Origin of the sequence: Herbiconiux sp. VKM Ac-2851 (assembly GCF_013205105.1) — a bacterium.
Lineage (GTDB): Bacteria > Actinomycetota > Actinomycetes > Actinomycetales > Microbacteriaceae > Herbiconiux > Herbiconiux flava.
This window is the reverse complement of sequence record NZ_JABMLJ010000003.1, coordinates 732,665-753,330: the sequence shown is the minus strand read 5'-3', so window position 1 is coordinate 753,330 and position 20,666 is coordinate 732,665. Positions and strand designations below refer to the sequence as shown.

General features: G+C 65.4%; 28 protein-coding genes. 17 read left to right on the top strand and 11 right to left on the bottom strand.

The window, feature by feature from the left end; translation table 11 throughout:
• Window position 1: 1 nt before the first annotated feature.
• On the top strand, window positions 2–727 hold the full coding sequence (locus tag HQQ85_RS16870; protein WP_173183656.1) for a class F sortase: 726 nt from the start codon (window positions 2–4) through the stop codon (window positions 725–727).
• Window positions 728–897: 170 nt separating this feature from the next.
• Window positions 898–1,425, top strand: a complete 528-nt coding sequence (locus HQQ85_RS16865; RefSeq protein WP_173183655.1) for a hypothetical protein — start codon at window positions 898–900, stop codon at window positions 1,423–1,425.
• A gap of 171 nt (window positions 1,426–1,596) precedes the next feature.
• Here HQQ85_RS16865 and HQQ85_RS16860 read toward each other — a convergent pair whose 3' ends face one another.
• On the bottom strand, window positions 1,597–1,815 hold the full coding sequence (locus HQQ85_RS16860) for a hypothetical protein (protein WP_173183654.1): 219 nt from the start codon (window positions 1,813–1,815) through the stop codon (window positions 1,597–1,599).
• A gap of 181 nt (window positions 1,816–1,996) precedes the next feature.
• A complete protein-coding gene (locus tag HQQ85_RS16855; protein ID WP_173183653.1) occupies window positions 1,997–3,019 on the bottom strand; it encodes an aldo/keto reductase in 1,023 nt (340 codons plus the stop codon).
• 91 nt (window positions 3,020–3,110) lie between these two features.
• On the opposite strand from HQQ85_RS16855, the gene HQQ85_RS16850 reads away from it, so the two are divergent.
• The 4 genes from HQQ85_RS16850 to HQQ85_RS16835 all read left to right on the top strand — a co-directional run bounded on the left by HQQ85_RS16850 (window position 3,111) and on the right by HQQ85_RS16835 (window position 5,083).
• Window positions 3,111–3,677, top strand: a complete 567-nt coding sequence (locus HQQ85_RS16850; RefSeq protein WP_173183652.1) for a TetR/AcrR family transcriptional regulator — start codon at window positions 3,111–3,113, stop codon at window positions 3,675–3,677.
• Between the two features lie 52 nt (window positions 3,678–3,729).
• Window positions 3,730–4,233: a DinB family protein gene (locus HQQ85_RS16845; RefSeq protein WP_173183651.1), complete on the top strand. Its 504-nt coding sequence runs from the start codon at window positions 3,730–3,732 to the stop codon at window positions 4,231–4,233.
• Between the two features lie 69 nt (window positions 4,234–4,302).
• Window positions 4,303–4,782 (top strand): hypothetical protein, encoded by a 480-nt coding sequence (locus HQQ85_RS16840; RefSeq protein WP_173183650.1) that lies wholly within the window; start codon window positions 4,303–4,305, stop codon window positions 4,780–4,782.
• A complete protein-coding gene (locus tag HQQ85_RS16835; RefSeq protein WP_173183649.1) occupies window positions 4,772–5,083 on the top strand; it encodes a transcriptional regulator in 312 nt (103 codons plus the stop codon). The genes HQQ85_RS16840 and HQQ85_RS16835 overlap by 11 nt, the downstream gene beginning before the upstream one ends.
• Window positions 5,084–5,117: 34 nt before the next feature.
• Here the strand turns inward: HQQ85_RS16835 and HQQ85_RS16830 are convergent, their stop codons facing one another.
• Both HQQ85_RS16830 and HQQ85_RS16825 read right to left on the bottom strand, forming a co-directional pair.
• Complete coding sequence (locus HQQ85_RS16830; RefSeq protein ID WP_173183648.1) at window positions 5,118–5,699, bottom strand: hypothetical protein; 582 nt, start codon at window positions 5,697–5,699, stop codon at window positions 5,118–5,120.
• Window positions 5,700–5,701: 2 nt separating this feature from the next.
• A complete protein-coding gene (locus HQQ85_RS16825; RefSeq protein WP_173183647.1) occupies window positions 5,702–6,277 on the bottom strand; it encodes a helix-turn-helix domain-containing protein in 576 nt (191 codons plus the stop codon).
• A gap of 203 nt (window positions 6,278–6,480) precedes the next feature.
• Between HQQ85_RS16825 and HQQ85_RS16820 the strand changes: the two genes are divergently transcribed.
• Together HQQ85_RS16820 and HQQ85_RS16815 are read left to right on the top strand one after the other, a co-directional pair.
• Window positions 6,481–6,957, top strand: coding sequence for a cupin domain-containing protein (locus HQQ85_RS16820; protein WP_173183646.1), 477 nt, complete (start codon window positions 6,481–6,483; stop codon window positions 6,955–6,957).
• Entirely contained in the window at window positions 6,954–7,703 is a 750-nt protein-coding gene (locus HQQ85_RS16815) for a prolyl oligopeptidase family serine peptidase (RefSeq protein WP_173183645.1), read from the top strand. Before HQQ85_RS16820 ends, HQQ85_RS16815 begins: the two co-directional genes overlap by 4 nt.
• Before the next feature lie 12 nt (window positions 7,704–7,715).
• Here HQQ85_RS16815 and HQQ85_RS16810 read toward each other — a convergent pair whose 3' ends face one another.
• The 4 genes from HQQ85_RS16810 to HQQ85_RS21160 form a co-directional block, all read right to left on the bottom strand.
• Window positions 7,716–8,018: a chorismate mutase gene (locus tag HQQ85_RS16810; protein WP_173183644.1), complete on the bottom strand. Its 303-nt coding sequence runs from the start codon at window positions 8,016–8,018 to the stop codon at window positions 7,716–7,718.
• A gap of 459 nt (window positions 8,019–8,477) precedes the next feature.
• The gene (locus HQQ85_RS16805) at window positions 8,478–9,770 is read right to left on the bottom strand and encodes a PIN domain-containing protein (RefSeq protein WP_173183643.1); all 1,293 of its coding nucleotides are present in this window, start codon (window positions 9,768–9,770) and stop codon (window positions 8,478–8,480) included.
• Window positions 9,771–9,815: 45 nt separating this feature from the next.
• Window positions 9,816–10,826, bottom strand: a complete 1,011-nt coding sequence (locus HQQ85_RS16800; protein ID WP_173183642.1) for a GTP pyrophosphokinase family protein — start codon at window positions 10,824–10,826, stop codon at window positions 9,816–9,818.
• Window positions 10,827–10,889: 63 nt separating this feature from the next.
• A complete protein-coding gene (locus tag HQQ85_RS21160) occupies window positions 10,890–11,465 on the bottom strand; it encodes an ATP-binding cassette domain-containing protein (protein ID WP_254069478.1) in 576 nt (191 codons plus the stop codon).
• Here HQQ85_RS21160 and HQQ85_RS16790 point away from each other — a divergent pair.
• Both HQQ85_RS16790 and HQQ85_RS16785 read left to right on the top strand, forming a co-directional pair.
• Window positions 11,458–11,820: a hypothetical protein gene (locus tag HQQ85_RS16790; RefSeq protein WP_173183641.1), complete on the top strand. Its 363-nt coding sequence runs from the start codon at window positions 11,458–11,460 to the stop codon at window positions 11,818–11,820. The genes HQQ85_RS21160 and HQQ85_RS16790 overlap by 8 nt on opposite strands.
• Window positions 11,821–11,829: 9 nt before the next feature.
• Entirely contained in the window at window positions 11,830–12,825 is a 996-nt protein-coding gene (locus HQQ85_RS16785) for a DUF5677 domain-containing protein (protein WP_173183640.1), read from the top strand.
• A gap of 229 nt (window positions 12,826–13,054) precedes the next feature.
• Here HQQ85_RS16785 and HQQ85_RS16780 read toward each other — a convergent pair whose 3' ends face one another.
• On the bottom strand, window positions 13,055–13,933 hold the full coding sequence (locus HQQ85_RS16780) for a PHB depolymerase family esterase (protein WP_216851770.1): 879 nt from the start codon (window positions 13,931–13,933) through the stop codon (window positions 13,055–13,057).
• Between the two features lie 80 nt (window positions 13,934–14,013).
• Here HQQ85_RS16780 and HQQ85_RS16775 point away from each other — a divergent pair, with 80 nt between their 5' ends.
• The 3 genes from HQQ85_RS16775 (at window position 14,014) to HQQ85_RS16765 (ending at window position 16,156) form a co-directional block, all read left to right on the top strand.
• On the top strand, window positions 14,014–14,358 hold the full coding sequence (locus HQQ85_RS16775) for a MerR family DNA-binding transcriptional regulator (RefSeq protein ID WP_173183639.1): 345 nt from the start codon (window positions 14,014–14,016) through the stop codon (window positions 14,356–14,358).
• A gap of 167 nt (window positions 14,359–14,525) precedes the next feature.
• Window positions 14,526–15,065: an RNA polymerase sigma factor gene (locus HQQ85_RS16770; RefSeq protein WP_173183638.1), complete on the top strand. Its 540-nt coding sequence runs from the start codon at window positions 14,526–14,528 to the stop codon at window positions 15,063–15,065.
• Window positions 15,062–16,156, top strand: a complete 1,095-nt coding sequence (locus tag HQQ85_RS16765; RefSeq protein WP_173183637.1) for a CU044_5270 family protein — start codon at window positions 15,062–15,064, stop codon at window positions 16,154–16,156. Before HQQ85_RS16770 ends, HQQ85_RS16765 begins: the two co-directional genes overlap by 4 nt.
• 8 nt (window positions 16,157–16,164) lie before the next feature.
• Here the strand turns inward: HQQ85_RS16765 and HQQ85_RS16760 are convergent, their stop codons facing one another.
• Window positions 16,165–16,734, bottom strand: a complete 570-nt coding sequence (locus HQQ85_RS16760; protein WP_173183636.1) for a dihydrofolate reductase family protein — start codon at window positions 16,732–16,734, stop codon at window positions 16,165–16,167.
• Window positions 16,735–17,006: 272 nt separating this feature from the next.
• Between HQQ85_RS16760 and HQQ85_RS16755 the strand changes: the two genes are divergently transcribed.
• Window positions 17,007–17,627, top strand: coding sequence for a hypothetical protein (locus tag HQQ85_RS16755; RefSeq protein WP_173183635.1), 621 nt, complete (start codon window positions 17,007–17,009; stop codon window positions 17,625–17,627).
• Window positions 17,628–17,653: 26 nt separating this feature from the next.
• The gene (locus HQQ85_RS16750; RefSeq protein ID WP_173183634.1) at window positions 17,654–18,157 is read left to right on the top strand and encodes a hypothetical protein; all 504 of its coding nucleotides are present in this window, start codon (window positions 17,654–17,656) and stop codon (window positions 18,155–18,157) included.
• Between the two features lie 64 nt (window positions 18,158–18,221).
• Here the strand turns inward: HQQ85_RS16750 and HQQ85_RS16745 are convergent, their stop codons facing one another.
• Entirely contained in the window at window positions 18,222–18,728 is a 507-nt protein-coding gene (locus HQQ85_RS16745; protein ID WP_173183633.1) for a hypothetical protein, read from the bottom strand.
• A 542-nt stretch (window positions 18,729–19,270) separates the two neighbouring features.
• Here HQQ85_RS16745 and HQQ85_RS16740 point away from each other — a divergent pair.
• Together HQQ85_RS16740 and HQQ85_RS16735 are read left to right on the top strand one after the other, a co-directional pair.
• The gene (locus tag HQQ85_RS16740) at window positions 19,271–20,062 is read left to right on the top strand and encodes a helix-turn-helix transcriptional regulator (RefSeq protein ID WP_173183632.1); all 792 of its coding nucleotides are present in this window, start codon (window positions 19,271–19,273) and stop codon (window positions 20,060–20,062) included.
• Window positions 20,063–20,153: 91 nt separating this feature from the next.
• Window positions 20,154–20,666, top strand: a complete 513-nt coding sequence (locus HQQ85_RS16735; RefSeq protein ID WP_173183631.1) for a hypothetical protein — start codon at window positions 20,154–20,156, stop codon at window positions 20,664–20,666.

Here is a 20,666-nt window from a genome sequence, read left to right as displayed (position 1 = left end):
CATGGGGCACGTCTCGGCCGGGCCGCACCGGCCCGGCCGACGTGTCGGGCCGGCGGCGGCCTCGCTGCTGGCAGGGTCACTGCTGGCGGCGTCGCTGCTGAGCGGATGCTCGTCCGCACCCCTCGACGCCGCCGCACCCGCACCGCCCTCCGCCTCCTCGTCCTCCGTCCCGTCTTCCGTCCCGTCCCCCGCCCCGTCTTCCCCCGCGGCGACCGCACCGACGCCGTCCCCCGCCGCCGCGGCGCCATCCACCGAGGCTTCCCCGCCGGTCGCCCCACCCCGTGGCGAAGCGCCCGCCCGCCTCACCATCCCGTCCCTAGACCTCGACGAAGACCTGATCGACCTCGGCATCTCCGCCGACGGCTCACTCGAGGTGCCGGCCGACTTCAGCCGAGTCGGCTGGTTCACCGGAGGCGGACGCCCCGGCGGCATCGGCCCCACCGTCATCGCCGGCCACGTCGACTCCGCGGTCGGCCCGGCGGTCTTCTTCGACCTCCCGACCCTCGCCCCCGGCGACCGCTTCACCCTCACCGACGCCACGGGCGCTCCCTTCACCTACGAGGTCTACCGCACCGAGGACTTCCCCAAGAACGCCTTCCCCACGGCCGATGTCTTCGGCGCCCTCCTCACCGACGAGGTGCGCCTGATCACCTGCACCGGCCTCTTCGACGACTCGATCGGCCACTACGACGACAACCGCGTCGTCTTCGCCGCCCGCGTCCCCTGACCCGAATCCCGTCGATCTCGATCCTCGGGGCACTCCGATCGATAGACACGAGGCCGACGACCTGCGGGATGATGACATGTGCTCATCTATTCCTTCGGTTCGATCGACCACGATCGGTGTCAACACACACCGCCGTACCCCACGGCCATCAGAGCCAACGGCGACGCCGAGTGAGCACGCTGTTCGTGGACGAGAGCAAGAACGCCGGCTACATTCTCGTCGCTGCCGTCGTGCATCCGTCTGGTGCCGAGTCGTTGCGGAAGGCGATGCGGGCGCTGGTACTGCCTGGGCAGCGACGCCTCCACTTCAGCCGCGAGAGCGATTCCCGACGAAGACTGATTCTGTCGAAGCTCCTGGCCCTCGAGGTCCGAGCGCACGTCATTCGATCGACAGCGTCCCGCGAAGCAGACGGACGAGAAGAGTGCCTCGTGGGACTGGTCGATTGCGCGGAGAAGCACGCTCACCTGAAGCTCGTTCTCGAGCGCGACGAGTCGATCGAAAGGTCCGACCGGCGGATCCTGTTCAGAGAACTCAGCGCTCGAGGCCTCCGTGACACGGTCCAGTACGAACTGCGGTCACCGCACTCCGAGCCGCTGCTGTGGATCCCGGACGCGATCGCCTGGAGCTACGCCAAAGGCTCCGAATGGAGGCGTCGCGTGGGCCCGATGCTTGTGGACCCGAGCGCGAACGGCGCTTAAAGCGCGAAACTCGGCTCACCCACCGTCCGGAAGGCTACCGAGTCCACTTCACACCGCTACTGCAGTGCACCTTTGTATGTTACCTCTCAAATCCTGAAGCTGTGCGAGAAAATCGTCCGCCCATTCCCGTCTGACCGATCGGTTCGCGCGTCCCGATCGCCTTGGCTTCGCTCACGAGTTCGCGGCCTCGCCGCCCGCCCGCTTCTCGGTCACGTACTTTCGCCGCGCCCGAACCACCTGCGCGATCCCGAGCGCCACCCACGCCACCGGGAACACCCACCGCCAGACCTCGACGTCCCCACCACCGAAGAGCACGGGCACACTCGCCCCCGCGACGACGAAGAACACGACGGCCAGCGCCGCGGTCGCCTTCCAGCTCAATCCGTTCATCCGATCCCCCAATCGCGAGCGACTCTACCGGCCTGTGCGACCCAGGCGACACCCCCGCGCGAGGCAACCGAGGCAACCGACACCCGCCGCGCGAGGCAACCGGGGCAACCGACACCCGCCGCGCGAGGCAACCGACACCGACACCGCCCGCCGAGCCGCCCGGCGCAGGAGAGAACGCCCCCTATCCCGCCGACCGACCCGATACAGGGCGCCGCCGCAGAGAAGCATCCAACACCTCCGGCCCCCGATAAACCATGTCCATCGCCCCGATGGTCTCCCCCGGCGGCACGATCGCATCGATCCGATCGAGCACCTCATCCGACAACGACACCGAAGCCCCCGCCAAGGTGTCCTCGAGCTGCGCCATCGTCCGCGGCCCCGCGATGGCCGAGGTCACCCCCGGATGCGCCACCGCGAACGCCATCGCCAGATGCGTCAGCGGCATCCCCGCCTCGTCGGCCAGCGCAATGAGCTGCTCGATGGCACCGAGCCGCCGCTCATCCTGAAAATGACGCATGCCCGTGCTCGCCCGGAAGTTCTCGTTCGCCTGCCCCGCCCGGTACTTCCCCGACAGCGCCCCGCCCGCGAGCGGGCTGTACACGAGCGTGCCCATGCCGTACCGCTCGGCGACCGGCAGGATCTCCCGCTCGATCTCCCGATCGAGGATCGAGTAGTTCGGCTGCTCCGTGCGGAACCGCTCGAACCCGCGCCGCTCCGAGACCCACTGCGCCTCGACGATCTCCGACCCGCGCATCGACGACGACCCGATCGCTAGCACCTTGCCCTCCCGCACGAGATCGGTGAGCGCCGACAGCGTCTCGTCGATGTCGGTGTCGGGCTGGGGCCGGTGCAGCTGGTAGAGGTCGATCCGGTCCGTCCGCAGGTTGCGCAGCGACCGCTCGACGGCCTGCCTGATCCACCGCCGCGACGCCCCGCGGTGGTTCACGTCGTCGTCGACCGGCCCCCAGAACTTGGTGGCGAGCACGACGTCGTCACGCCGCCCGACGAGCGCCTCGCCCACGACCTCCTCCGAGTCGCCGTAGCGGTCGGCCGTGTCGATGAAGTTGATGCCGCCGTCCAGCGCGCGGTGGATGATCCGCACGCCCTCCTGGCGATCGGGGTTGCCGAACGAGCCGAGCATCATGGCGCCGAGCGCATAGGGCGTCACCATGATCCCGGTGCGTCCGAGGGGTCGATACTGCATGGGGTCCTCCTGTTAGGATCAGATACGGAACATTGTTCCGCTACATCGACCACTATACGGAACGCTGTTCCGTTTATGCAAGGGCCCTTCTGTGACCTCGACGACCGAACCGCGAAAAGTGCGAGCGGATGCGCGGCAGAACCTCGGCGCCCTCCTGACGGCTGCGCGCACGGTCTTCGCCCGCTCCGGGGTGGATGCGCCGGCCCGCGAGATCGCCGCCGAAGCCGGAGTCGGGGTCGGCACCCTCTACCGCCACTTCCCCAATCGCGCCGAGCTCGTGGCCGCGGTCTTCACCTCAGAGATCGACGCCACGGCAGCGGCGGCGAGCGAACTGCTGGCCGAGCATCCGCCCAAGGAAGCGCTCGACCTCTGGATCACCCGCTTCACCGGCTTCGTCGCCACCAAGCAGGGCCTCTCGGCCGCCCTGCGCTCGGGCGACTCGGCATTCGACGCCCTGCCCGCGCTGCTCATAGGCAAGCTCGGCCCGGCCCTCGCCTCGCTGCTCGACGCGGCCGCGGCGGCCGGCGACATCCGCGACGACGTCGACCCCCTCGAGCTCCTCCAGGCGGTCGGCGACCTCAGCCACCGGGCCCCCTCCGCCGACGGCACGCCGAACCGGATGGTGCGGCTCCTCCTCGACGGCCTCCGCGCTCGGTAGAACCGAGCCTCGAAACAGTGCGCTCGCGGGCCCGCTCGGCAATACTCGGTGCATGGAACGCACCGATCACCCCGGGGCCTGGGACGAACGATCGACCCTGCTCACGATGCTGCAGTACACCCGCGACACCGCCATCGAGAAGGCGACGGGCGTGACGGATGCGCAGGCCGCCGCCGCCCCGATCGCGACGTCGCCCCTGATGACCGTCGGCGGTGTGCTCAACCACATGCGCTGGGTCGAGCACTCCTGGATCGAGAACCGCTTCGTCGGGGGCCCCGATCTCGGCCCCTGGACCGACGAGTCCCCCGACCAGGAGTTCATCGACGGCGCCACCCTGCCCCTGCAGACCGTGATCGACGGCTACCGCGCGCAGGCGAACGCGACCGACGCGATCATCGCCGGCCTGCAGCTCGACGACCGTTCGCTGACGGCCTTCCGCTCGGGTGAGCATCCGACGCTCCGCTGGGTGATCCTGCACCTGATCGAGGAGAACGCCCGCCACAACGGCCACCTCGACATCCTCCGCGAACTGGCCGACGGCACCACAGGCGACTGACCGCCCATCGCGCCCGTCGCCCCAGCCGAGCGATTGCTTAACCGGTCGGCAAGTGAAAGACTTCACTGCATGGAAAGCGACTTCGAGAGCAGCAACGGGGCCGGCCGCACCGACGGGGCGGCGGCCCGCGATGCCCTGTCGGCATTGCACGCCGACCGGCAGGCACTGGCCGACCGCATCCGCACACCGGCGTGGTACTACCCGCTGCTGGCGTTCTCCACCGCGCTCATCATCGGCTCGCCGGGGCCGGGCGTGCCCGGACAGTTCGTGATGGTGGCGTTCGGCTGCCTTGGCATCACCTTCCTCGCGCTGGCCTACCAGCGCATCACAGGCATGACCATCACGCGGATGGCCGGCCCAAGGAGCCTCGCGGTCTCGATCGCGCTCGGCATCGTGATCGTGCTGCTGCTCGGCGTCTCGTTCGCCCTGACCGCCACCGGGCATCCGGAGTGGGTCGTGGCCAGCGCGGGGGCGGCCTTCGCAGCGATGTGGTGCGGCGGCCGGCTCTACGACCGCGTCTACGACCGCGAGCTGCGCGATGGACGCTGACGACGGCTTCGACGAGCAGATCCACGCCCCCACCCGGCTGCGCATCTGCGGGCTGCTGCGCCCGGTCGACGCAGCGGAGTTCGCAATGCTGCGTGAGACGCTCGACCTGTCGGAGGCGAACCTCTCGAAGACGATCCGGGCGCTCACCGACATCGGCTACGTGCGGGTCACCAAGGCCTCGTCATCGAGCCGTGGCGACCAGCGCCGCACCACGACCGTGGCACTGACCCCGGAGGGGCGCCGGGCCTTCGACGGCCACGTGGCGGCCCTCCGCCGCATCGCGGGCGACCTCGGCAGCTGAGGCCACTGGGGTCGCCGGGCCGCGTCGGCCCCAATCAGAGCACGATGGGCGGCGGCGATTCCGGGGCCTGGGGCGGCCCTTCCGCGAGGATGGCAGTCACGATGTTCACCGCGCGCGGCGCGAGACCGTCACCGGGATAGAAGCCTTCATAGAAGTCTTCGCACGCCTCGAGGGTGTCTACGCCACACAGACCCAGGAGGAGTCGAATGTCGCGGGTATCACGGCCGGGCCGGTTGGCTCGCAGCTTCATCGCGAGCAGAGCCTCCTGAGAGGCCACTTGGATGAGGATGCCGTCCTCATCGTGGATCGTCTCCCACTCGACTTCGCGCCCGAGGGTGGGCACCGCATCCGCCTTTGTGACTTCGAAATTCAGCCAGGCGGGATCCCAGTCATGCCGTAGCGCGACCCGCGCTGCGGCAGCCGCCACTTCTGCGTCGCTGCCCGGGCGGACATGGAGCGAGTCGAGATCCTGCGTCGTCCCACGATCGAAATAGCGCAGAGCCAGCGCCGCATTGCCGACGAGACGAATACCCGCAACCTGATCGGCGGCGCGAAGCTCGACGATGAGCTCATGCAGTCCTGTGATGATGTCGTCGCGGTCCAGCGCGCTCGCCATCGTCAGACGCTCGCGAAAGTGTCACGCCAGACGAGAACGCCCCGCTCGGCGAACTCATCGGGCACCTCGGAGCGCGGCGGCACTGGGTCGGCAGGGTCCACGTCGAGCGTTCTCGGCGCGGCGAGGAACCGGTCCGGCTGGTCGACCCAGGCCGGCAACGGAATTCTCTCTGCCCCCAAATGCCACGCGACGAGGGCCGCTATCGCCGCATCCCAAGCCGAGTCACCGGTCGACTCGGGCTCGGCGAGTCCGAGAATCCCTCGAACGAGGCCGTGCTCGGCGAGAAGGTTGTCGTTCAACTGCAGCAGCGCGCGTAAAGCGCGATCCTTATCCTTCTCGCGAAGCCGCTGACGAATCTCTGCAGCCGCCGTCGAGGCATCGTCACGCCGAGTCGGGGCCGAGTAGAGCCGATGACCTGCGCCTGCGAGCAGCCGATCGATCGTGCTGTAACCCGCGTCCCGCCCCCGTTCCGAGCGAGACACGCTTCCCTGGTCGACCTGAGCACGATCAGCCAGCTGTTCCTGGGTGAGCCGTCGACTCCGGCGGGCGGCGCGAATCAACGTCGATGCATCTGCCATACCGGTTACCTCCACCTCACAAGACAATTATGACTTGGAAGACATATTGTATCAGGGGCCTGCGATACACGACGGCTTACCACTCCGAAGTGCTCACACCAGCCCGTGGAAGGACTGGGCATAGCTCAGAGCAAGATCGCGACACACCACCCGCGACCACGCCATGATGGACCAACACAAACCCCGACCCGAGGAGTTCGACGATGAGCACTGACGAGATCATTCTGGGCGACCTGCCCGCCGGCATCGTGCGGGCCGACGAGGCCTTTGGCGGCCGCGTCTGGAACGTTCTGGGCCACACCTACACGACCAAGATCGAAAGCGCGAACACCTACTCCTGGCTCTCGTTCGACCCGGCCGGCACCGGTGTGCCGCCGCACGTGCACCCCACGCAGGACGAGTTCATCTACGTCTTCGAGGGCGTCTACACCCTCTACCTCGACGGCCAGTGGACCACCGCCGGCCCCGGCGACCTGGTGCAGATGCCCCGCGACCTCCCCCACGCCTACTACAACAAGCAGGAGACGGATGCGAAGTCGCTCTTCTGGGTGAGCCCCGGCGGCAAGCTGGCCAACCTCTTCAGCCTGCTTCACAACGTCACCGACCCCGACGAGGTCGTGCGCCTCTCGGCGGCCAACGGCGTCGACTTCCTGGCGCCGGGCTCGGTCGAGGGCGCGTGACGGCGACGGATGCGCGGCCGCCGGGCTTCCCGGAGGCCGACCTCGTGCCGCGGTACGGCCCGCACATCGACCAGTGGGTCGAGCTCTGGAATCCGGATGCGCGTGCCCACGCCGATTCACCCGGCACGGTCGTCTTCATCCACGGCGGATACTGGCGCGCGCCGTACACCGCCGAGCTCATGCGGCCGCTCGTGCCGCAGTTCACGGCGCGGGGCTGGACGGTGGCGAACATCGAGTACCGCCGGGGCACCGATGGCTGGGACGCGCTGCGCGACGACCTGGCGTCGGCCCTGACCGCCATCCGCGCGGAGGGCCCGACGTCGCGCCTGGCGATCATCGGCCACTCCGTCGGCGGGCAGCTCGCGCTGCTCGGCGGCGAGGCGGGTGACGCGGTCGTGGCCCTGGCTCCCGTCACCGACGTCGTCCGCAGCTACCACGAGGGTGTCGGCACCGGCGCGGCCGCCGAGTTCTTCCGCGGCGCCCCCTCTGAGATCGCCGACACCTACGCCGCGGCATCTCCCCTGGCCCAGGTGCCCGCGCCAGCCGAGGTCCTCATAGTGCACGGCGCCGACGACGCCCGAGTCCCCATCGCGCACACCCACGCCTACCTCGAGGCAGCCCGGGCGGCGGGCTGCGGGGTGACGCTCCTCGAACCACTGCGCCTAGCGCACATGGATCTGATCGACCCCGAAGCACCGCACCTCACTGCCGCGCACGAGTGGCTCGACCGCTGGGCCGGGCGCTAGCTGCGGCGGGCCTCACACGGTCTCGCTAGACGCTCCCGAGCCGTCGTGCACCGTCAGTTCTAAATCGATGAACGCGGAGATCATGGCTCGGTAGGTTTGCTCAACCACCTCGGGAGACGCTCCCACCTCCGCAGCCAGGGCGCGTACCTTGCCGATGACCTTCTCTACACGATCCGGCGCCCGCACAGCCTGGCGATCCTGCTTCAGCGCGCCCGCTTCGACCACCCGCAGCTGCCGCTGAGCGATCAGCTCGACGAGCTGCCGGTCCAAAGCGTCGATCTCCGCGCGAACATCCTCGATCCGACGTTCAGCCATGCCGCAACCGTACCCACAGAATTGCGTTCGACGCGCCGGAAGCTCGTGAGCGATTCGAGAAGTGTCTCGACATCACAAGTGGAGTCACAAACAATGTGAGCCAACCTGAGCTACGCAGAGCACGTTCGTACGTACGTCAGATCAGATCGCTCCTCAAGGGCGATATCTGACCACAAGACTTCTGATGCCGGTTCTTTCCATATTGTGGATCGGCTTCAGGAAACGGGGTGCTCCCCGCTCGTAGTCATGTTGCGAGGAGCACTCCACCTACAAATCAAAATCCTCCGGGGGTCCAACTGGCATTGCCCCTCCGGAGCAGGGAGACAACTTCACCTCCCACCGACTACCCCCTCCTAATTCCTCGTCTACAGGGAGGGGGTCAGTTTCACTTCTCGGGAAGATTCTTGATTCGACCAAACTCCGCAGACGTAGGTTCTCGAAAAACAGCGAGTTCTCGATTTACTTCTCTTGAGGCTCCTGCGACTGACTACCATCGTTATCCTGATCACCCTCATCGTCATCAGGCGAGCTATGTGCTTCGCCAATTGCATCTTGAATCAGCCGTTGACGCGAATCATCTTCGCTCGAATCCAGGTTAGAAGCGCTCGCAATGCCGATTGCTCCCAGGTCGCGATACTGCTTTTCTACGATTTCGCTGATCTGAGCAAGCAGAGGTCGGTTTATGCTTTCGATCATCTCGGTGAGCGGTGCGATTGACCTCCGCGTGCGCTCTTCCATAGCTTCCTGAAGTCCTTTGAATCCAGAGCCGGCGAACAGGTCGGGCATGTTGAATCTCGTCCCTGCATAAACATCGCCCAGCCTGAAACCGGATCCCGGAACATACTTTGCAACATCAGTCGCACTGTCGCGTTCAACATGCTCGTCAACTTCCCGAGCCGCTTCCGCAATACCTTCCTCAGTCTCAATCACGAGTGATTTCAGCTGTCGCTTCGCTTCCTTGACGAAATCACCGGTCCGGTAGATAAGAAGCTGTTGACCCGTCTCAGCAACAAACTCGTCAGTCAACTCAGGATGAAACTTCTTAGTGTTGGGGTCCGCCCAGTCTCTCTTGGTGTCGTTCGTGACAAGGATTACGTCTCTCTTGATGGCACGCGCGTGGTCCATGGTTTGACGCCACACGAAGTAGTCGCCGTATATACGGTCACCCTCTTTAGTGGCAGCGTCCGCCCAACCTGGGGGCACCAAATGTGCGATGCGCTCTGCACCCAAACGCCTCTCACGCGATAACCGCTTTGGCTTGAAGGCCTTTCCTCTGCGAGCAGCGGGGTAGAGACCCTCAATCTCAAGGAGAACGGCGTCTTCGGCCCTAGCGTCGTCAAACTCCTCCTGCGTTGTATTCTTGATGGCTCTCGCTAGAGATCCGACGGCTTTGAAGTAGGTGTTGTACTTGCTCTGTACGTCGAGATTGACGTTGTACTTCTTCATTTCTGCGATCAGTTTGCTAGTCGTGTCGCGCTCGTTATGAAGACGCTTTTCGAGTTTCGTGTGCGAGTCGGTGGCTTGCGTCCTTACGCTCTCGCGCCGCCTCTGAAATTCCAGAGCTACTTGGTGCGGAAGCCACAACCGATCAGGATCACTCCGTAGAACGCTCAGAATTGCTTTTCTGGTAGCCGTTGTCTGTCGGTACAAGTCGAGGAGAACGTTGGTGTCCACGACGATGAGAGCCGACTTCCACAACTCTTCCCTCTCGGAATCGCTGTAGCCGTAGTAACCCCTGAAATCTTCTTTCAAGGTCGTACCTCGACGGAACGGACAGAGTCGCCCAGCAAGATCCTTTTACTCATCAGTCCTCGCCAGATCGCGGTACTCCTCGTAGAACTTGCTGAACTCTCCAAGTCTTCTATCCGCGAATATCGGGTCAGAAATGTCGAGTAAGGACCGAAGCATGCCAACTTGAGCGAACTGAGTCGGTTCCCCCTCGTAGCCCTTCTGAGGAGGATGGTCAGCCTCGTAAGCCACCAGCGCCGGGCGGTAACGCTCTACGACTTTTTCCAACTCTCCAACTGTCTTATATGGCGTATAAGACGATATTTCTTCCATCAGTTCGGAGACATCGCTGTCCTCTTCAGGAGCCTCCCTATCAGGAAAGAGCTTCTGAAGTGCGGCGGCGAGGGTGTCGGCGTCCAAGGTGACCTCCACCGACTCAGGGCTGGCGAGCTTCGAGACGGCATTCTTCTTCGAGGTTTTCGATTCATCGTGGAATCGCTCGAAACTACTGTCGGCAACATAGAAGAGAGCACTCAGGGCGTGGAAGTCCTTTCGCAGCGCCTTCGGAATGCTCGACACTCCCTTGTAGTCGATGTAATGCGAGACATTCGCCCAAGCATCCATGAGGATTGTCCGCAACTGCACCTCGAACTCGAACCCGTGCAATCCGTCATAGTGCGGACCACTCAAACTCTGCTTCAAGCGGCAGATGTAGTGGACCGACATATAGCCGAAACTGTCAACTTCGGCATCCTGGATCTTGTTCTCCGAACTAATCACCTCGAGGTGCAAGTTCATTTTCTTATCGAGTTCGAGAAGGTCTGATCGGAACAAGGTCACAATGCGACCGCCCACAATGTCTTGCACGTCAGTTGGAAGAGTCAGACTGCTCTTGCGCTCGAATTTTTCGACGTAGGACTTGAGCTTCTTAGTTCGGGCTGAGATGTGGTGTGGCTTTACGTCTGCTTCTTCGCAGATCCGCTCAAGAATGTACTCAAGGGTGGATTTCAGTTTCTTGAACGATGGTTTATTTGAGACGAAGTACAGCCGAGCCGTCTTCTGAATCTCTTCTAACTCCATTTCATCAGACTACGGTCGAGTCTCATCCGGTGATGGCTCTAGTTGTCTCAAATACGTTCGTTTCTAATAAGCGTTCACCGGGGTCGGTGTGTCGATAAGGCGGCCGTCTACGAGGTGGACCACGCCGTGCATTCGAGGCAGGTGGACAAGGTCGTGGGTGACGAGCAGAGTCGAGGTGTTCAGCTCGTCGGTTGGGCGCAGGATGAGGTCGATGATGCTGGCGCCTCGTTCTTGGTCGAGCGCGCTGGTGGGCTCATCGATCAGGAGCAAGCTGGGGTCGTTCATCAGGGCGCGGGCGATGTTGATGCGCTGTCGCTGACCACCAGAGAGCTGATGCGGTCTCTTGTCGCTGTGTGCTGGGAGACCGACCGCGTCCAGGAGCGCGTCCGCCCGCCGTTCAGCAAGTATTTGGCGACCGACGTGCTCACGGCAATCCAACCGCGATAATCGACAAATGAAGTCCATCTCTGCAGCCACATGCGCCGCTTTGCTGGCAGTCACTTTGTCCGCCTGTTCGTCAATGGCTGACCCTGCCGCAAGAACCGCGCCTTCACCGACACTGTCCACAAATTCATCGACGGAGGCGGAGTCTGAGACAGCTGAAGCGGCTTGCCCTCCCACACCCATTGATGTGGCCATCGCCTACACGCTCGCATCCGATTCGTCAGGCGGAGTCACGATCGACGCAACCTCGAACCTTCCGGATGGTTCCGAGTTGAACGCTAGCCTTTTCGTTGAGGACGGCTTTCTCGCGCAGGACCAGGGCGTTCTCAACAACGGGCATATCTCGTTCGGGCCATTCTCGAACAAGGGAACTCCGCTTCGGGGAAGCTATGACTTGTCGATTACGCTGCCGATCGCCCGGAATCAGCCCGGATTAGTCCAAGCGTGCATCGGCGATGCGGGACAGAATCTGACGGGCGTTCTGGTGTCAACAGACGAAATCTCCGGCGACAAGTTCGCATCCCTCGATGCCGTCGTCGTCATCGATTGACGTCCCACAGTGACCGCAGACTTCGAGTTCGAAATTGGGGCTCAGCCGCCAGCCAATGATCCATTATTCGAAGACTTCTGGACGAACTTCCAAGCTGAAGCGGACTCACCGAGTTCGAGCCCAAGCAACGCGGCCGCTTTGCGGGCAATGCTGTCCGAGAAATATGGAGCAGGTTTCGCAGCTATGGATCTCATGCATTCGACAGCAGTGGAAGCCATCAACTGGGCATCCGAGACGGTGCACGCCGCCTTGGACGATTCGGCGGAGGATGACGCATTTGCGGACTACATCAATTTGCAGGTGGGACTCGGAGGGCGTGCACTCCTGGCATTCGACGAGGTCGGATGGCTGCTCCGCGGCGGCTATCTGCCAGGCGCGTGGGCACACCTCAGAACCATCCATGAACTGTTTGTTGTTTCGGCCACCCTTGGGCTGCAGGGAATGCCGGACGGTGAATACCCGGATTTAGTCGAACGATACGTCCACCACCATCAAGTGTTCACACCCTCATTGGCGAGAGACATACTTGCCGCTAGTCCGCACGTTGGATCGAAGCTCGACGAAGACGTACTGCAGGCACTTCAATTGAAGCGACAATCCCTTATCAGCAAGTACGGCAGCACATTTGCCCGCCCATGGGGCTGGGCTGCGCCGATCCTACCGAATGGGAACCCCACTTTCAGCTCCGTCAGCAGACTCGTGCTACCCGAGTTTTCTATGTTCTACCGAATCGCAAGTGCTCATTTGCATGCAAGTTCGGAGGGACTGAACGAGGCGTGGATGCAGCAGGACCCCCGCACGAAATTCGTCCGCGCCGGGCCCGAGGATGGCAACTTTGCAGCGCCCGCCATATTGGCATCCGGGCTTGTCATTGGCGTCCTTGGCGCAATAGTCCCAATATCCATCACCACCTCACCCAGCAACAACTTCATCACTGGCGGTCGCTACATCCTTGGCGCGCTGACGCGCATTCAGCACCAGATCGCCATTGGCATGTCGGCATAGCGCTCTCACGTCGATGCTGCGCCTCGCCGAGACGCAGGGCTCCGCGGGCCGAAGAACTGCCACAGAGCCCTCTGCTGCGCCTTCAGCGTGGTTTCTCATCGCGTCGATCGTCGCCGTCATCATCGGAGTCGTGGGCATCCCTGTTACATCGGACACCCGAAGGTGGAAAGCCGGGACGCTCGGCCCACGGGGAACGGAGGTCGGGCGGTCGACGTACTCGAGTGACACCTCACGCAGATCGGTCGAGTGCGCCGAGTGTCTCGAGAACGATTTCTTCGATGCGGCGGTCGGCCCCTGTCCGGCCGAGGGGTGCCGGCGCCCGCTTCGCCCCGGGGATCGTGTGGCCGCCGCCGTGAACCGTGTACAGGATGACGGGCGGGCGGCCCGGCTCGCGGTACGTCGTCTCCTCCATCCGCGGGCGGCGGCCTGCGCCGGGCGACGCCGGGAGCGGCGCGACCGTGGGTGCGGCGGTGATGCCGTTGCGGCGGGCGAAGTACTCGGCCGTCGCCGCGGCGGAGAGGGCCACTCCCGCGACCTTGAACATCAGGCGCGCCCACCACGCCATCCGGCCGCCCCCGTACGGAACGATCCGGTCCGCGGTGCCGGCAACGAGGGTGACGGGGATGGGGCGATCCGACGTCTCCGAGAAGGGGCCGAGGAAGCCTGAGCGATCGGGCATGGTCGCTGCCACGACTACTGCACCCGTCAGAAGCTCCGGCGCTTCGTGGATCAGGCGGAAGATCATCTGGCCGCCATTGGAGTACCCGACCCCGACGACCTTGCGCGCATCCACCCGGTGAGAGCGGCGAACGGAGTCGACCACGGCACGTGCGAACGCGACGTCATCCATCTGCTCGCGTCGGGCCGGGAAGGAGCTCTCGGCGCGGGCGTCGTTCCAGTTGCCGCGGAAGCCGTCGAGGTAGACCACCACCGCTCGATTCTCAGCTGCGAGGTGGTCCAGGGCACCTCCGGTGAAACGGCGGTGGACCTCGCCGTTCTGCTTGGAGCCGTGGAAGACCAGCACGAGGGCGCGATCGTCGGAGCCGTCGACCTCTCCGATCACCGTGAACGAGCGGGTGCGGCCTCCGGCCGTGATAGTTGAACGCATCGGACATCCTTCCGTTCGGACGGATCTCGCCCGAACACCGAAACGCTAGACTCTGACATCATGTCAAGGTCAAACGGACGATGAAGATCGGCGAAGTCAGCCGGCGCAGCGGAGTGAGCGCGCGGTCGCTGCGGTACTACGAGCAGCACGGACTCATCACAGCTCGCCGCGAATCCAACGGGTATCGCGAGTACGACGAGTCGACGGTGGAGCGCGCCGAGATCATCCACCTGCTCTTCGGAATGGACTTTCCTCGGGAGGTCGTGGTGTCGGTGCTGGCGTGCACGGGGGAAGCGCCGGCGGATGCGCACGACGCGCTCGCGGAGCAGCTCGTGCACGTGCGGGCGGGGTTGGCGGAGCGGATCGAGCGACTCACTGAAACGCACCGGCAGGTGAGCGCGTTCTTGGAGGAGCGGGGGCTCTGACGCGAAGCGTTCGCGTCGCCCACCGTTGTGGTGCCGACCTTCTCGAGCTGGTCCCTCGGCCTCGTCGTCTCCCCCGGCGGACGATGATGTTCGTGGTCGGTGTTGCAGACGGCGCCTCCCGGAGCATGTACAGATCGAGACCGAGATCCGGTCGACCGAGGGGGATCATGTCCAGCGACGACAGTGCGGGCTTCACCGCCGCGTACGACGCGAACTACGCCGACGTGCTGAGGTACGTCCAGCGCCGCGCACCGGCCTCCCATGTCGACGACGTCGTCGCCGACACGTTCGCCGTGGCCTGGCGCCGCCGGGGTGCGCTCCCGCCCGAACCCCGGGCCTGGCTCTTCCGCACGGCGTCGAACGTGATGAAGAGCACCGCCCGCCGCGAATCCCGGCAGCAGACGCTCGCCGTCCGGGCCTGGGAACCGGGCGCGGGCATCAGCTCGGGCGCCGGCACCGACGTCGACAGCAGCCTCGACCTCATCACCGCCTGGCGCGGGCTCTCCCGCAAAGACCAGGAGGCGATCGCCCTGCACGCCTGGGAGGAGCTCGCCGACACCGAGGCCGCCACGGTTCTCGGATGCACCCGCGCCACCTACACGATGCGGCTCACCCGCGCGAAGCGGCGCCTCGCCCAGCTGATGAATCCCGCGCACGAACCGGCCCCTGCCGAACGGCAGCTCCAGCCGAGAGAAGGAACGTCATGACCCCCTCCGACCTGATCGCCGACGTGCGGGCCCTCAACCCCGCACCCGCGACACCGTTGACCGCCGACGAAGAGCAGCGGATGCGCCACCTCCTCGAGCGCCTTCCGCACGACGCGAGACGGCCGGGCCAGCACCGCACCGCCGAAGCCGAGGCCGATTCCCGACCGGCTCGCCGCCGCGCCCTGCCCGTGATCGGCTTCTCCCTCCTGGGAGCCGGCGCGCTCACGGTCGTCCTCGTCGCATCCAACGTCCTGGGTCTGGCCGGCTGGCGGGGTGGAGCCGACTCGGCCGCCGCCGGTGCCCTCGAGTCCGCAGCCGTCGCGACGATCGAGGCGAGCGACCCGGTCGTCGGGCTCGGCCAGTACCTGCGGATCACGACGAACGCGGTGTACTCCGCCAGCACCGGCGACGGCGCGGGAGGCTTCACCTCGTTCCTCGACGGCTCCCGCGACGAGCTCTACGTTCCCTACGATCGCCAGGGCGACTGGGTCTGGATGCGGCATGCCCGCGAACCGGTGCAGACGTTCGGGCCGGCCTCCGAAGCGTTCGCGGCCGAGATGCACGCCTTGGAAGAAGACGAACTGCTGCGCGCCCCGGCCGGCACCTTCTACGGCGGCTCTCCCACCGAGATCAGCGGCGACTACGACGCGCTCCCCCGTAACCCGAACCAGCTCCTCAACGCGATCTACGCCAAGACGCTCACGCAGGGGCAGTCCCCCGACGGCGCCGCCCTGGTCTGGATCGCGGACGTGCTACGCAACGGCACCGTGCCGGCCGAGCTCCGCGCCGCCCTCTACCAGGCCGCGGCCCGCATCCCGGGCGTGACGATCACGGATCAGCAGGCGAGCCTCGACGGCACCACCGGCATCGCGATCGGCCGCGTGGAGCCGAGCACGAACATCCGGCAGGACATCATCATCGACCCCGACACCGGACAGTTCATCGGCGAACGCGAGATCAGCCTCGTCGCGAACAACGGCCTCCCCGCCGGCACGCCATCGGAATCCACGACCGTGTCGATCACCGTCGTCGACACCGCACCCGAGGGCGGCACCGTCTACGGCAACCACCCGCCGGGAGACCAGCTCTGATCGAGGACTCAGGCCGTGGCGGGCCGGTAGAGCAGGGCGGTGGCCCCCGAGCGGAAGTCCTGGCGGTCGACGAGCTCGAGCTCGAGCCTCTCCCGCAGGCCGGCGAAGAGGGTCGGGCCGTGCCCGGCGATCACCGGATGCACGACGAACGCGTACTCGTCGATCAGCCCCAGATCGGCCAGCGCCAGCGGCAGCTGCACTCCCCCGACGGACAGGCTCTCCCCCGGCTCCTCCTTGAGCCGCCGCACCGCCTGCTCCAGATCGCCATCGCCCCGCACGAGTTCGGCGTTCCAGTCGACCTCGCCCAGGGTGCTCGACACGACGTACTTCTTCGCGCCGTCGATGCTCTCGGCGAACGGGATGTCCGACTCACCCATCCAGTCCGGCCACTCACCCGAGGCCGGCCGTCGCCAGGCGGACTCCATCATCTCGTAGGTGACCCGGCCGTAAAGCAGGGCGTCTGCGCGGTCGATCTGGTCGGTCCAGTAGCGCATCGACTCCCCGTCGGGGGCGATGCCCGCTTCGTGATGCACGCAGCCGTCGAGGGTGATGTTGATCCCGTAGCGCAGTGACCTCATCCGTTGCTCTCCCTCGACGCGTTTGGAGTGATTCGCTGATGCGTTGCCAGGCTACTGGCGGGCCGTGTATCCCGTGTGCCGTGCGCGGAGAACGTCGACGACTGGGTAGGAGGCTCTCACGTGGGCCAGTGTGGCCGATCAGTCCGGATGGGGTCGGCGACCTCAGTGACGAGTGCTGCTATTGACCTTTGCTCATTTAAGTGGCAGAACTGTAGTTACCCCCGAATGGGGGTCGATGGCCCGCATGAGCCACCTCACGGAAGGACGAAGACATGGTCAACACGTCATCACTCAAGCGACGCTTCGCTGCCGCGTCCCTTGCACTGGCAGCAGCCGGGGTAGTGTCAGCCAGTTTCGGGACGGCGCTCGCCTCCGCCGACAGCGGCACGACTGGCAGCACGGTGCAGGTACCGATGTCGGTCATCGGCTACGACAGCACCGTCGCCGCCGACCACGGGTACGAGCTCCGCACCTCGCCTTCCGGCGCACAGTTCTCGGTTCCAATCGAAAACTCCTCCGGTGATTTCTCGGGCGCCCTAGGAGGCGCGAGTTCGATCGCCGGAATCACCGTCCCGGGCGACTGCGGCACCTCATGGATCTACTTCCAGAACGGGAACACCGAGATCCGAACCGGCTACCTCATCAAGTCGGATCATGGACAGGCGTTCAGCCACACCTGGAGCGCGACCGTCTCGACCGAGGGGATGGGCGGCGCGATCGGCACCTACGAGATGTCGGGCCTTGCTCCTCTGAACAGCGCAACCTGGCAGGGCATCCGCAAGATCGTTCAGCCGTACACGAGCAAGGCATCGGCGCTCGCCGGCGGCACCGCCGTGACGACCGCGGGATGGATCTGCGGGTCCGGCAATCCGACAGCGAAGTACCCGGAGTGACGGCGATGGATGGGGAAGGTCCCCTGATGAGCGAGAGGGATCTGGCGATCGTCCGCACTTTCGGTTTCCCCGTTTACCTCTCGCGCGACACTGAGGTCGAGTTCGTCGGACTGTCCTCCCAGTCGCACAACGGCCGTGTGGACGTGGTCGAGGCCTCGTACGTCACTCCACCTCGCAGCGACCACGACTGCGATCAGCCTTCGATCTGGACCTGGCGAGCCGGTGGCCTGGACCCAGCAGGCTCGCTGCGCATCCACGCGTCGACCCACCTCACCAGCCATCGCGCCGACTTCAGATCAGGCGCACATATTCCGAGCAGCGCTGAGATGGACTCGCTTGGCGACGCGATCGAAGCCAGCCCTAGGCGCCCGATCTCCGTCACAGCCGGGGAGCTGACATTGGGCGGCTGGGGCATCGATCTCGACGGGTGGACCCTCGCGGTGCTGCGGGCGAGTGGCGCCTTGGTCACGATCGCCGGGCGAAGAGAATTTGCGGAGAAGGGCCTATTGTCGAGTCGCTCCGACAATTGAGAGAGGGACGGCCGGCTCCATTGCCTCCTTCATGTCAATTTATTCAGAAGATCGGTTGACAGCCTCAGCCCTCGCCGAGGCACGACGATAGGTCGACCCCGGCGAGCACCAGCGCATCGATCTTCTCCTGGCGCGTGTTCGGAACGGCTAGGCCGTGGTCAGTCAGGCAAGCGTCGAGCAGCGCCGCGTCGCCCTGCTCGTCCTGATGGGCGGTCTGCCAGGACTCGTCGACGCTCTCGAACTCGATCTGGTAGCAACGATCAGCCGTGCCGTCGTCGGTCGCCTGCGCCAGGTACCGGTAGTCGATGATCGCGCCGTCGGCATCGAGGACGTCGACTATGTACCCGCCATCGGACATGCACGACCGGAACCCGGCGAAGGCCGACTCGTACTCCGATCGATCGACCACACCGTCGGCCAGAACCTCCTCCTGCGCCGATGAAGGAGCAAAGACCTCGGCGTGGGCCCCTTCTTCGCCCGCATTCGCGGCGACGCCGACGCATCCGGACAACCCCAGGCCAGCAACGACTAGAGCTGCACTCATCGAGATGGTTCGTTTCGTGGTTCGCATCAGAACTCCTTAGGTCGTGAACGGCCAGCCACCTGAGTAGGCCCAGGCTTTGTAGCCGCAGTCGTGCGAGGCACCCAGCACGGTGCCGCCGGGATGGTAGGTGACGATCCCAGGGGCCGATTTCCAGGCGCTGGTGTAGGTCGGGCTTCCCGGGTAGGACTGGTAGCGAACCTGTACTCGCGCGTTTCCGCAGCCGAGCTTCGGGTTCGGATTCGTCGGGGAGGCAGTCTGTCCCCCCAGAGCCTGAGAGCTCTTTCCTGTGACGGTCAGATTCTGGGTGCAGCTCTTATAGGCGAACCCGTCGCGGTGGCTGAGGTGCTCGCCAGGGTTTGTACGCACATCACCAGGGCCAACGCCGAAACAGCCGCCAACAGGCGGCGACCATGACGTCCTTCACGTGGTCTCATCGCGCCTCTTCCTTGAGTCCGACTCGTTTTCTGTGACGACTCTAGAGCCATGGCTTTTCCGCGTCTACACATACGTGATTAAACCTCAGAATATGCCTCGTGACGCCGGGGCGGCCGCGCCCTACGCTGTGGTCCGTGGCGATCAACGAGCTGGGGAACTACCTGCGGGCGCGACGGCAGGCGACACGGCCCGCCGACGTCGGGCTGCCCGTGGCGGCGGGGCGGCGCGTCGAGGGCCTGCGGCGCGAAGAAGTGGCGCAGCTCGCCGGGATCAGCCGGGAGTACTACCTGCGGCTCGAGCAAGGGCGGGACACGCATCCGTCGCACCAGGTTCTCAGCTCGCTCGCGAAGGCCCTCGCCCTCGACGAGTCGGCCACCTCGTATCTCCGGCGCATCGCCGATCCTCCCCCGCACCGCTCGTTCGCTCCCCTGCCCGGGTCACTCGACGACGACGTGTTCGCCTTCCTCGACGGGTTCGAGGGCACCGCCGCCTACGTCATCAACTCCTGCCAGGACGTGCTCGCCGTGAACGAGCGCGCGAGTCGCGTGTTCACCTTCGGCACCGTCGGGTCGAACATGTTCGACACCCTGTTCTCGGCCGCGGCGCGCGAGAACCTGCCGAACTGGGACGAGCACGTGCTGCTCGGGCTGGCCGCTCTCCGGGAGCGCAGCGACTCCGACGATCCCCGGCTGCACGAGCTGGTGGGGCGGCTGCTCGTCACCGAGCCCGACTTCGCCCGACTCTGGGGGCGGCACGACGTCACCGTGCAGTCGAGCGGCGTCGGCACCACCTACGTCGAGGGCGTCGGCCTGCTCACGCTGCACTGGCAGAGCCTCGCCGTTCCGGGGGATGCGCGGCTGACCCTCGTGGCCCACTACGCCGAACCCGGCACCGCCGCCGAGGAGGCACTGAGGTCTCTGGGATGAGCGGTTCGAGCATCCTGAAGCCGCACCGCACCGCATCGCCTGGGTGCGAGAGGGGCACGCCGGAGAACGGGCGCGTGAATAGGCTGGCGCCATGTCGCCCCTCGACCCGCTGCTCGCCGAGCTCATCGAGTCGCTGCCCACCACGCCCGCGATCGTGGCCGACGAGCGGTTCGACGTCGTCGCCTCGAACGCACTCGCGCGGGCGGTCTCACCCAGCCTGGCCGTGGGGGTCAATCTCGCCGAGGCGACCTTCGTCAATCTCAGTGCGCATCGCACCCTGCCGCAGTGGGACGAGGTGTCGACCCGCATGGTCGAGCTGCTGAAAGAGGCGGCCGACAGCGAGCACCTCGCGACCCTGCGCGCCGAGCTCGCCCGGCACAGCGCCGAATTCGCCATCGCGTGGCGCGAGGGTACGCTGCCGAGCTCGTACGCCCTCGACGTGACCATGGACCACCCCGACGTGGGGCGTCTCGACATCACCTACGAGCTGCTGCGGCTGCCCGACACCCGGCAGATCGTCGTGATGGGGCACACCGTTCCGGGCAGCGAATCCGAGCAGCGGCTGTTCGAGCTGGCCGCGCGGGTCGAGCAGCAGACGGGCTGA